Here is an 11803-nt window from a genome sequence, read left to right on the forward strand (position 1 = left end):
GTTATCGCAGCGGCCTCATCAGGCCGCTGAATCCTTTCCAGAAGCAAAAATATCAGGGAATGTCAGCATGGCTTCCATCCTGCGTTGTTCAATGATGTCAGCGTAGATCTCTGTTGTCTTAAGTTCGCTATGACCGAGCAGCTTCGATACTGCGTATATATCGATTCCTCGGCTAAGCTGAATTACAGCAAAGGTATGACGACCTGCATGGAATGTAACGTGCTTACTTATTCCAGCAGCCAGAGCCCATCTAAGCAGTTCTACATTTATATAAGAAGAGTATTTTAATCCCTTGAATACGCGCTCGTGAGAGGCTTTGGGGCTACCCAAAAGTGATTCTGCTGACTTTGGTATGTCTAAATACTGAAGGCTCTTAGCATCGCCGTGAGAGAGTTTGACCTGGTCGAAGATAATTCGTTTGTGATTATTGAATGTCTCTATTTCTGACCAAGTAAGTCGATGGATATCGCACCAACGCATCCCCGTTGCACATGAGAACAAAAACGCACGTTTAAGGACTGGGTAGCGACATTCTGTGTGAGCTAACGCGTTGACCTCATCCAGTGTTAAATAAACCCGCTTAGTCGTTTTCGCTTTGATACTGGTCACTTGTGAAAGCGGGTTATCGCGAATAATACCTTCTCGATGTGCTTCGTTGATCGCCGCTCGAACTTTATTGAAGTAGGAGCTTTGTGTGTTGCGAGATAGCGGTGTATCACTTTTGGTTTTCGCTTCATTGGTTAGGTAATACTTAAACCCGTCTAACCAGTCTTTATCCAGCTCATCAAAACTAAGATCATGATTTCCGCAGTAGAGCAGCAGATGCTTACGAGCTGAAAGCCAGATCGAATGGTTGGAGGTTGAGGTGGTTTGTTCTTTTATGTCAATTTGCCGTTGAAAGTAATCAATGAAGCTAGCTGAGCGCTTGGTTCGATCCTCAAAACCATGCTTCTGAGATTGCCACTCAACCAGTCGTTTACTCTTAATAGTTTCGGCTAGGAGAAGGTGCTCTTTGTTATGTTTTCGCTGAGCTGGTGTTTTGGGTTTGTCATAGATAAACAGATCTAGCACTTCGTATTCACGTTTTCTCTGACGAGATCCGTTTGATTTACTGGTATAACCGTGGTCATAAATGAGACGCAATGTTCGCGTTCCATCTGCTTTAAGTGTCCGTTTTTCAATGAAAATTTTCATGTTTGTCCCCAATTGGTCCCCAATACGGCATTTATCATGTCATTGGGGACCAACTGGGGACTAGATTTGGCAATTAACGGCAACGGATGGAAACAAACGGCAAATGACGATCTAATAAAATCAGTGTATTATCTACCGTTGCTTGCTGTTGTTTTCCGTTATTTGCCCACTTTACTTCCCGATACAGAATGAAGAGAAGATTCGTCCCAGTAAGTCGTCAGAACTGAACTCACCGGTAATCTCATTGAGATGTTGTTGGGTGATGCGTAGCTCTTCAGCCAATATTTCACCAGCCATATAGCCTTCAAGCTGCTCCTGGCCTATTTGAAGGTGCTGTGCGGCACGTTCTAATGCATCGAGATGACGACGACGAGCCATAAACCCACCTTCACTGTTGCCAGAGAAGCCCATACACTCCTTGAGATGATCGCGCAGAGCTTCAACCCCTGCACCAGTCTTCGCTGACAAACGGATAAGGGTAGGGTTATTGACGTGGCAGATCCCCATATCTTCACCCGTTTGATCCGCTTTATTACGGATCACAGTTATACCAATGTTGTCTGGTAGGCGATCCACAAAATCTGGCCAGATATCTTTCGGATCGGTGGCATCGGTTGTCGTGCCATCCACCATGAACAACACGCGGTCTGCTTGGGCTATTTCATCCCACGCGCGTTCGATACCGATTTTCTCTACTTCATCGGAAGCATCACGCAAACCTGCTGTATCAATGATGTGTAGTGGCATGCCATCAATATGGATGTGCTCACGCAGTACATCACGCGTGGTTCCTGCGATGTCGGTTACGATTGCAGACTCTTTACCCGATAGTGCGTTCAGCAGGCTTGATTTGCCCGCATTTGGACGACCCGCAATCACGACTTTCATCCCTTCACGCATAATAGCGCCTTGGTTAGCTTCTTTGCGCACCGCATCTAGGTTGTCGATGATGGCTTGTAGGTCACCAGCCACTTTACCGTCGGCCAAAAAGTCGATCTCTTCTTCAGGGAAGTCGATGGCTGCTTCAACATAGATACGCAAATGAATCAGCGACTCAACTAAGGTATTAATACGGCCTGAAAATGCGCCCTGTAAGGATTGCAGCGCCGATTTTGCTGCTTCTTCAGAACTGGCATCAATGAGGTCTGCAATCGCTTCGGCTTGAGCGAGGTCGAGTTTATCGTTCAGAAATGCGCGTTCAGAGAACTCACCAGGGCGAGCAGCTCGAATACCATCTATACCTAGAATGCGTTTTATCAGCATATCCATCACGACAGGGCCGCCATGGCCTTGCAGCTCAAGTACGTCTTCACCGGTAAATGAGTGCGGGTTAGGGAAGTACAGTGCGATGCCCTGATCAAGCACAGTGCCATCTTCTGACTTAAACGGCAGGTACTCTGCGTAGCGGGGCTTTAGTGTTTTGCCAGTGACTTCTAACGCCACTTGGTTGGCTTTAGGGCCAGAAACTCGAATAATACCGACACCGCCACGACCAGGCGCGGTCGCTTGAGCGACAATCGTATCTGTAGTCATAATTTTGCCTTTTGAGCTGGGCTATAGGGAAGATACCTAGGGAGCCATCACAATTAATTAGCTGAATTGTAATCAGCCAAAAACAAAAAGGCGACCTTTTGGCCGCCTTTCTCAATCATTTCCTAAAAGGTTACTTGCTGTGTAAGCCTTTTTTCTCTAATCCTTTGTAGATCAGAGTTTGCTGGATAAGCGTTACGATGTTTGACACCAACCAGTACAGAACGAGACCTGATGGGAAGAACAAGAAGAAGAAGGTAAACATAACCGGCATAAAGGTCATGATCTTCTGCTGCATTGGATCCGTTACTGTTGTCGGGCTCATCTTCTGGATTAGGAACATTGACGCACCCATCAGTAGAGGCAGGATGTAGTAAGGGTCCTGCGCTGAAAGGTCATGAATCCAACCGAAGAATGGAGAGTGACGTAGCTCAACCGATTCCATTAGTGCCCAGTAAAGCGCGATGAAGATAGGCATCTGTAGGATAAGAGGTAAACAGCCACCTAGTGGGTTCACTTTCTCTTTCTTGTACAGTTCCATCATTTCTTGGCTCATGCGCTGACGGTCATCACCGATACGCTCACGCATTGCTTGCAGCTTAGGCTGTAGCATGCGCATTTTCGCCATAGACGTGTATTGCGCTTTTGTTAGTGGGTACATTGCACCACGAACGATGAAGGTCAGACAGATGATTGCCACACCCCAGTTGCCAACAAAGCTCTGGATGAATGAAAGCAACATATGAAGAGGCTTCGCAATGAACCATAACCAGCCGTAGTCCACTACTAGGTCTAGGTTAGGTGCCACTTCTGCCATTTCATCTTGCAGTTTTGGACCAACCCAAAGTGTTGCTTCAAACTTAGCCTGATCGCCTGTTGCGATAGTTTTGTTCGGCATACGAACGCCGATGTCGCCGAGGTTGCCAATTACACGAGTGTATAGGTTAGTACCTGGTTCGTTACGTGGGATCCAAGCTGCGGCAAAGTAGTGCTGAATCATTGCTGCCCAACCTTGGCCATCGGCTAGGTTAAGAGACAGGTTGCGATCCTGCATATCATCAAAGCTGTACTTCTTGTAACGCGTATCTTCTGTTGAGTATGCGCCACCACGGTAAGTAGGCATTGTGATGCTACCACCATCGTCCATTAGGTTTTGACGTAGGTGAGCGTACATACCAAATGTTGCGTTGTTGCCTGAGTTGTTCACTACATCGTATTCAACATTAAGCGCGTAGCTGCCGCGTTTAAAGATGTAAGTTTTGGTGTATTCGATGCCGTTTGCAGTGAATGTCATCGGAACGCGAAGTTCATCTTGACCGTCAGCCATTGTGAAGCTGTCTGCACTTACGTTGTAGTGAGGGCGATTTGTGCTGCTCAAGTCGATACCTTGAGGACCCACTAGACCGCTTTGAGCGATAAATTGGTGACCTTGAGCGTCTTTAAGCAGAACAAAGGAATCTGATGAATCTAACTCAGCAGAGTATTCGTTAAGGTTGGCATGTACCACATCGCCACCAACGGTGTCGATCGACAGAGTTAAAACATCAGTCGTTACTGTGATAGTTTTTGCAGAAGCTTGCTGTTGACCGGGAACTGGGTCAAGTTCATCAGCAAAAGATGGTGCAGGTAGAGTGCTGCTTGATTGAGCCTGTTCAACTGCTTGAGGTTCTGGATTCTTTGCAACTTGCCATTGTTGAAACAGCAAAAAAGAAACCAGGGCCAAACCGATGAGCAGGATATTACGTTGAGAATCCATCGTTAGTTATCTCTGTCTTGTTTTTGGACTGGTGGAACGGGGTCATACCCCCCTTCATTCAAAGGGTGGCATTTTAATAGACGTTTGCCTGATAACCAACATCCTTTTACAAAACCGTGAGCTCTCAAAGCTTCTAGCGCGTAAGTGGAACAGGTTGGTGTGAACCGGCAACGAGGACCAATCAAAGGGCTGATAAACCAGCGATACAGATAAACGAGCCCAATGGCTATCCACGTGAAGGGCGAGACAGGCGTTGCCATAGCTTATCAAACAACTTAAAAATTTCCTCATTGCTTAAATCTTGCGCGCTTTTCTTCGCAATCACAACAAAATCTTTGTTTGGAAGCTGATGTTGATTGTTACGAAAGCTTTCACGAGCCAAACGCTTAAATCGGTTACGACCGACAGCCGTTTTGATTTGCTTTTTGGGAACCGCTAAACCTAATCGTGGGTGAGAAAGTTTGTTATTGCGAGCAATGATGGTGAAATGAGGCGAGCCAGCTCGATGAGCTTGCTGGAAGACGTTTTGATAATGCTCGGGAGTTAACAAACGTAACTCCCGATTAAACGCGTACGTGTTCAAAATAAACTAGCGATTATTTTGATAGGCGCGCACGGCCTTTTGCACGACGTGCGTTGATAACTTTACGACCGTTCTTAGTTGCCATGCGAGCACGGAAGCCGTGAGTACGCTTGCGCTTTAGAACTGTAGGTTGAAAAGTGCGTTTCATGATAATTACCTTTACTGATCAGTAGTTTTAGGTTCTTGTTAAACCCGGCGTGGGTATTTGCTTTCTTATATAAAGAAGCTCTTTATATAGAGAAGGACAACCGACGCCTCTCAACAAAGAGGCGGAATTGTAATCACACTCACATAATGTGTCAATGACTCAATGAGTACGAAATTCCGGCCGGGCGATTATACGTAGTGTGAGTAAAATCTCAAGGATCAATCGATCCTGATGCTTGATCGTTACTCTATTCCTACTTGGTTAAGGAATTTTTTCAAACGAGGATCTTGTGGATTATCGAAGATATCCTGTGGAGAACCTTGCTCAACGATATTGCCTTCCGCCATGAAGATCACTCTATCAGCGACTTCTTTCGCGAATTGCATCTCGTGCGTCACCACCAGCATGGTTTGATGCTGATTAGCTAACTTCTTCATTAATGAGAGAACTTCACCGACCCATTCAGGATCCAGCGCAGAAGTTGGTTCGTCAAACAACAGCAGTTCTGGTTGCAGCGCCATCGCTCGGCCGATACCCACACGTTGTTGTTGGCCGCCAGATAATGACGCTGGATAACTATCGCCTTTATCCCCAAGGCCGATGTCATCCAGAATTTGTTGCGCTCGTTTGAGAGCATCGGCTTTTTTCCAACCTCGAACGGTCACTAGACCTTCGGCAATGTTCTGGCGCGCATTCATGTGGGCAAACAGGGCATAGTTTTGGAACACAAAGCCAGTTCGACGACGCAGCGCTAATACTTCGGCTTTAGTGTGTTTTTGAGTATCAACGGAGATGTCATCTATCGTGATACGACCTTCATCTGCTTGTTCTAGAAAGTTCACCGTACGCAGCAAGGTTGATTTACCCGTACCACTTGAGCCGATAATCACGATGATCTCACCTTGCTTAATATCGAGGTCGATGCCTTTCAGCACTTCAGTCTCACCAAAACGTTTGTGAATATTTTCTAACTTAATCATCGTACGTACGCCTTATTCAGTTTTGCTTCTGCCCAGATTTGTACGCGAGTCAGAATCACCACCACGCCCCAGTAAATAAGAGCAACCGCAAGGAAAGCTTCAAAGAAACGGAAACTTGATGAGGCTTCCATCTGTGCTTTCGCCATGATTTCGGCCACACCAAGCGTGAAAGCAAGAGACGTTGACTTGATCATATCGATGAAATAGTTCATCAATGAAGGCAGTGCGACACGCGTTGCTTGAGGTAAAATCACTCGGCGCATTGCTTGGGATGTCGTCATACCGACCGATAAGCTCGCTTCCATTTGGCTGCGATCAATGCCAATAATGGCGGCACGAATACTTTCCGCCATATAAGCGGCAAAGTGCAGCGTTAAACCGATAACCGCTGCTGAAAAGGCGTCGATACCGACCATCAATGGAAAAATTTGCGGTAAGCCGTAATAGAGCAGGAAAAGCTGAACCAACAGTGGGGTGCCACGGAAGAAGCTGATGTACAGTTGGCTTAATTGATCCAGAACTGGCAGTTTAAATACGCGAATATTGGCTAAAATGACGGATAAAATCAGCGAAAACACCAATCCCCATGTCGCCATTTCCATGGTTGTGCCAAGATATTTCAGCAATATCGGCAGCAGTTCCAACATGTAATTAAAGTCAAATCCCATACGGCTTACCTAAAGGCTAGAGAAAAGAAAAGGTGGAAAACAAGTTCCACCTTTACGTAAGTTTATTTTAGTCCGAGAGTGATACCACTTTGCGGCCTAAAGTACAAAGAGTTCTTATTTCGTGATGTCAGCGCCAAACCACTTCACGGAAATTTTCTCTACTGTACCATCTGCGCGCATCTCAGCCAGTGCTTTGTTTACTTCTTCTTGCAGCTTACGACCTTTCTCGTTGTCAACGAAAGGCCATGCGTTTTGAATGGTCTCAAACGGTTCGCCTGCCAATTCCAGAGGAAGGCCAGTTTTCTTAATCAGCTCTAACGCAGAAAGACGATCCATTACAAACGCGTCTGCACGACCGAGCGCCACGTCATGTTCGATACCTGTGTCGTACGTTTTAATGTTGATCTTGCCGTCTTTGTCGTATTGACGCAGCAGTTGCTCAAAGTTAGAGCCTAGGTTCACCGCAACGGTCTTGCCCGCAAGATCGTCAACACCTTTGATGCTGTCGTTGCCTTTACGCACGGTAATTTGTGCGCCATCTACAACGTAAGGGTCAGCAAATAGGTATTTAGCTTTACGCTCGTCAGTCATGGTGATTTGGTTGGAGATCGTATCGATACGACCAGTTTCTAAAAGACCAAATAAACCAGAGAAGTTGGCTGTTACGTATTCGATTTTGTAATCGTTACGTTTACCGATTTCATCCCACATGTCGACTTCAAAGCCTTGTAGCTTGTCTTGCTTTACAAAAGTAAACGGGAAGTAGCGACCTGACATACCAACTTTGACTTCAGTAGCGGCTTGTACGGTTGCTGCCGACAGTGCAATGGCTGCAACGGCAACCTTAATCCAGTTTTTCATAATACATCTCCATAATTTTATGGTTGGAAATACTACTGTTAGTTAGCTCAATTAAATAAATAACCAAGAGCAATAACCTAGACCTGTGAGTTATTAGATAATAGAAGAAGAATGTTAAATGTGACGAAAATGCGAACTGAACCTAGCGAAATGATCGACAAAATCAGCATTGGGAATAAAATAATACACAGACTTATCACCAATCGCTCGATCTTGTGAATTTTGCCCAATTGTGGATCGTTGTGTGGGCAAATTTGGGGCAAGGTGTGTTGATCTCATCAAGTTTGCAGAAATAATTGTGAATAACTTGGATCTTATTCACTGGATCGTCGATCAATCGCTGGCGATCTTGGTTATCAACAGGTAAAATTGCCAGTCTTTTCCGATAATTCAATTACTCAGTGGGGGCACCGTGTCATCTTCGCTTTGGCTGCAATGTTTGCAGCAGCTTCAAGAAGAGCTACCAGCTACAGAATTCAGCATGTGGGTTCGTCCGCTACAAGCGGAGCTCAATGACAATACTCTCACTCTATTCGCGCCAAACCGCTTTGTGTTGGACTGGGTGCGTGATAAGTATCTGAACAATATTACTCGCTTACTGCAGGAATACTGCGGTGGCGATATTCCTAACTTACGTTTTGAAGTGGGGAGCCGACCTGTCTCTGCACCAAAACCAGCGCCGACACGTACGCCTGCAGATGTGGCTGCCGAGTCATCTGCTCCTGCGCAATTACAGGCGCGTAAGCCAGTACACAAAACCTGGGATGACGACGCTCAAGCGATTGCGGCTATCAATCACCGCTCAAACATGAACCCAAAACACAAGTTCGATAACTTTGTTGAAGGTAAGTCGAACCAACTGGGTTTGGCTGCGGCGCGTCAGGTATCGGATAACCCAGGTGCAGCTTACAACCCACTATTCCTATACGGCGGCACGGGTTTGGGTAAAACCCACTTATTGCATGCGGTGGGTAACGCGATTGTGGATAACAACCCGAACGCAAAAGTGGTCTACATGCACTCAGAACGTTTTGTGCAAGACATGGTGAAAGCGCTGCAAAACAATGCGATTGAAGAATTCAAACGCTACTACCGCAGCGTGGATGCGCTCCTTATCGATGACATCCAATTCTTTGCTAATAAAGAACGTTCACAAGAAGAATTCTTCCATACCTTCAACGCACTATTGGAAGGTAATCAGCAGATCATTCTAACGTCTGACCGTTATCCTAAAGAAATTAATGGCGTTGAAGATCGTCTTAAATCTCGCTTTGGTTGGGGTCTTACTGTTGCGATCGAGCCACCTGAGCTTGAAACGCGTGTGGCGATCTTGATGAAAAAAGCCGAAGATCACCAAATCCACCTTGCTGATGAAGTGGCATTCTTCATTGCCAAGCGTCTGCGTTCGAACGTTCGTGAGCTCGAAGGTGCACTGAACCGTGTTATCGCGAACGCGAACTTTACTGGTCGTCCAATTACGATTGATTTTGTTCGTGAAGCGCTGCGCGATCTGCTTGCTCTACAAGAGAAGCTGGTGACGATCGATAACATTCAAAAGACCGTGGCGGAATACTACAAGATTAAAGTGGCGGACTTGCTGTCTAAGCGTCGTTCTCGTTCTGTAGCGCGTCCTCGTCAGCTGGCCATGGCGTTAGCAAAAGAACTAACCAACCATAGCTTGCCTGAAATTGGCGATGCGTTTGGGGGCCGCGATCATACGACCGTACTTCATGCGTGTCGCAAGATTGAGCAGCTGCGTGAAGAGAGCCACGACATTAAAGAAGATTACTCTAACTTGATTCGCACCCTGTCTTCGTAATCGGTTAGAATAACGGTATTCTAAGCAAATCATTTATTGAGCTGACAGCGTAAAGAGCCAAGCATGAAATTTACCATTGAACGTAGTCATTTAATCAAACCGCTACAGCAGGTTTCGGGCGCTTTAGGTGGCCGACCAACTCTGCCAATCCTGGGTAACCTACTTCTTAAAGTAGAAGAGAACGTATTGTCGATGACGGCAACCGATCTTGAAGTAGAGTTAGTAAGCAAAGTGACGCTAGAAGGTGATTTTGAAGCGGGCAGCATTACCGTTCCTTCGCGTAAGTTTCTCGATATCTGTCGTGGTTTACCGGACGATGCGATCATCACATTTGTATTAGAAGGTGATCGCGTACAAGTTCGCTCTGGTCGCAGCCGTTTCTCGTTGGCAACGCTTCCTGCAAACGATTTCCCTAATATTGAAGACTGGCAAAGTGAAGTGGAAGTATCACTGAGCCAAGCTGATTTACGTACGCTGATCGACAAAACTCAGTTCTCGATGGCGAATCAAGACGTTCGTTACTACCTCAACGGCATGTTGTTTGAAATTGACGGCACCACGCTACGCAGCGTAGCGACGGACGGCCACCGTATGGCGGTATCGCAAACTCAGCTAGGTGCGGACTTTGCGCAGAAGCAAATCATCGTGCCACGCAAAGGTGTGCAAGAATTAGTAAAGTTGATGGATGCGCCAGAGCAGCCCGTAGTACTTCAGATCGGTAGCTCCAATGTTCGTGCTGAGGTGAATAACTTTACTTTTACCTCTAAGTTGGTTGATGGTCGTTTCCCTGACTACCGCCGTGTATTGCCTCAGAGCACCAATAAGACACTAATAGCAAGTTGTGACGAGTTGCGCCAAGCCTTCTCTCGTGCTGCTATTCTTTCCAACGAAAAATTCCGTGGCGTGCGTGTGAATCTGGCTGATACTGAAATGCGCATAACCGCGAATAACCCAGAACAAGAAGAAGCGGAAGAGATGCTTGATGTAACCTTTGAAGGTGACGCCATCGAAATCGGCTTTAACGTAAGCTATGTGCTTGATGTTCTGAACACGTTGCGTTGTGAAAATGTACGTGTGTCGATGTCGGATGCTAACGCTAGCGCGTTGATTGAAAATGCCGACGATGACAGTGCCATGTACGTGGTGATGCCAATTCGTCTATAAGCCAACTGAATGCCTCTTTCTCGTCTCATCATTCAGCAGTTTCGAAACATTAAAGCCTGTGATATTGAGTTATCAGCAGGCTTTAACTTTCTTATCGGGCCGAACGGCAGCGGTAAAACCAGTGTCTTAGAAGCGGTTTATCTGCTCGGGCATGGCCGCTCATTCAAGAGCTCTCTCACCGGACGAGTGATACAAAATGAGTGTGACGAACTGTTTGTTCATGGTCGTTTTTTGAACTCGGATCAATTTGAGCTACCTATCGGCATTAATAAGCAGCGTGATGGCTCAACAGAGGTTAAAATAGGCGGTCAATCTGGACAAAAATTAGCGCAGTTGGCACAAGTTCTGCCTCTGCAGTTGATACACCCAGAAGGGTTTGATTTACTGACAGATGGCCCTAAACATCGTCGTGCGTTTATTGATTGGGGCGTGTTTCATACCGAGCCCGCTTTTTATCAAGCATGGGGAAGGTTCAAGCGCCTGAACAAGCAGCGCAACGCGTTGTTGAAAACCGCCAATAGTTATCGTGAGCTCAGTTATTGGGATCAGGAAATGGCAGGATTGGCTGAAAACATCAGCCAATGGCGAGCAAGTTACATCGAGCAGATGAAAACTGTCGCAGAAACTATCTGTCAGACATTTTTGCCAGAATTTGAGATCCAATTGAAGTATTATCGTGGCTGGGATAAAGACACTCCATACCACGAGATACTAGAAAAGAATTTTGAGCGTGATCAGGCATTGGGATACACCTTTAGTGGCCCAAACAAAGCTGATTTGCGCATTAAAGTGAACGGAACGCCCGTTGAAGATGTTCTGTCACGCGGTCAATTAAAACTCATGGTGTGTGCATTGCGTGTAGCGCAAGGGCAACACCTGACAGAGATGGCCGGTAAACAATGCATTTACCTAATTGATGACTTCGCGTCGGAATTAGATAGCCAACGTCGCAAGCGTCTTGCTGACTGCTTAAAAGAGACGGGCGCACAAGTATTTGTAAGCTCTATCACTGAAAGCCAAATCGCCGATATGTTGGACGATAACGGTAAATTGTTTCATGTGGAACATGGCAGGATAGAGTCAAACTAGAAGAGAGAAAC

Annotated in this window: 12 protein-coding genes; 3 read left to right on the forward strand and 9 right to left on the reverse strand. The window is 46.2% G+C overall.

The window, feature by feature from the left end; all coding sequences use genetic code 11:
• Positions 1-18 precede the first annotated feature (18 nt).
• The 9 genes from R7Z49_RS16485 to R7Z49_RS16525 all read right to left on the reverse strand — a co-directional run bounded on the left by R7Z49_RS16485 (position 19) and on the right by R7Z49_RS16525 (position 7720).
• Positions 19-1194 (reverse strand): site-specific integrase, encoded by a 1176-nt coding sequence (locus R7Z49_RS16485; protein WP_053308123.1) that lies wholly within the window; start codon positions 1192-1194, stop codon positions 19-21.
• Between the two features lie 171 nt (positions 1195-1365).
• Positions 1366-2727: a tRNA uridine-5-carboxymethylaminomethyl(34) synthesis GTPase MnmE gene (mnmE, locus tag R7Z49_RS16490; protein WP_005383836.1), complete on the reverse strand. Its 1362-nt coding sequence runs from the start codon at positions 2725-2727 to the stop codon at positions 1366-1368.
• A 130-nt stretch (positions 2728-2857) separates the two neighbouring features.
• Positions 2858-4480 (reverse strand): membrane protein insertase YidC, encoded by a 1623-nt coding sequence (gene yidC / locus R7Z49_RS16495; RefSeq protein WP_005383834.1) that lies wholly within the window; start codon positions 4478-4480, stop codon positions 2858-2860.
• A gap of 2 nt (positions 4481-4482) precedes the next feature.
• A complete protein-coding gene (gene yidD / locus R7Z49_RS16500) occupies positions 4483-4740 on the reverse strand; it encodes a membrane protein insertion efficiency factor YidD (RefSeq protein ID WP_005378822.1) in 258 nt (85 codons plus the stop codon).
• The gene (rnpA, locus tag R7Z49_RS16505) at positions 4707-5030 is read right to left on the reverse strand and encodes a ribonuclease P protein component (protein WP_005394102.1); all 324 of its coding nucleotides are present in this window, start codon (positions 5028-5030) and stop codon (positions 4707-4709) included. The genes yidD and rnpA overlap by 34 nt, the downstream gene beginning before the upstream one ends.
• Positions 5031-5076: 46 nt before the next feature.
• Positions 5077-5211, reverse strand: a complete 135-nt coding sequence (rpmH, locus tag R7Z49_RS16510; RefSeq protein ID WP_005378825.1) for a 50S ribosomal protein L34 — start codon at positions 5209-5211, stop codon at positions 5077-5079.
• A gap of 242 nt (positions 5212-5453) precedes the next feature.
• On the reverse strand, positions 5454-6191 hold the full coding sequence (locus R7Z49_RS16515) for an amino acid ABC transporter ATP-binding protein (RefSeq protein ID WP_054730019.1): 738 nt from the start codon (positions 6189-6191) through the stop codon (positions 5454-5456).
• Positions 6188-6859, reverse strand: coding sequence for an amino acid ABC transporter permease (locus R7Z49_RS16520; protein ID WP_005378829.1), 672 nt, complete (start codon positions 6857-6859; stop codon positions 6188-6190). Before R7Z49_RS16520 ends, R7Z49_RS16515 begins: the two co-directional genes overlap by 4 nt.
• A gap of 114 nt (positions 6860-6973) precedes the next feature.
• On the reverse strand, positions 6974-7720 hold the full coding sequence (locus R7Z49_RS16525) for an amino acid ABC transporter substrate-binding protein (protein ID WP_005378831.1): 747 nt from the start codon (positions 7718-7720) through the stop codon (positions 6974-6976).
• A 412-nt stretch (positions 7721-8132) separates the two neighbouring features.
• Between R7Z49_RS16525 and dnaA the strand changes: the two genes are divergently transcribed.
• The 3 genes from dnaA to recF all read left to right on the forward strand — a co-directional run bounded on the left by dnaA (position 8133) and on the right by recF (position 11792).
• Positions 8133-9539 carry a chromosomal replication initiator protein DnaA gene (gene dnaA, locus R7Z49_RS16530; RefSeq protein WP_005378835.1) on the forward strand — a complete coding sequence of 469 codons (1407 nt, stop codon included), beginning with the start codon at positions 8133-8135 and terminating at the stop codon, positions 9537-9539.
• A gap of 63 nt (positions 9540-9602) precedes the next feature.
• Positions 9603-10703 carry a DNA polymerase III subunit beta gene (gene dnaN, locus R7Z49_RS16535; protein ID WP_005394106.1) on the forward strand — a complete coding sequence of 367 codons (1101 nt, stop codon included), beginning with the start codon at positions 9603-9605 and terminating at the stop codon, positions 10701-10703.
• 9 nt (positions 10704-10712) lie between these two features.
• Positions 10713-11792: a DNA replication/repair protein RecF gene (gene recF / locus R7Z49_RS16540; protein WP_005378839.1), complete on the forward strand. Its 1080-nt coding sequence runs from the start codon at positions 10713-10715 to the stop codon at positions 11790-11792.
• Positions 11793-11803: the final 11 nt, after the last annotated feature.

The organism is Vibrio sp. 1562 (assembly GCF_033340155.1).
Classification (GTDB): Bacteria; Pseudomonadota; Gammaproteobacteria; order Enterobacterales; family Vibrionaceae; genus Vibrio; species Vibrio alginolyticus.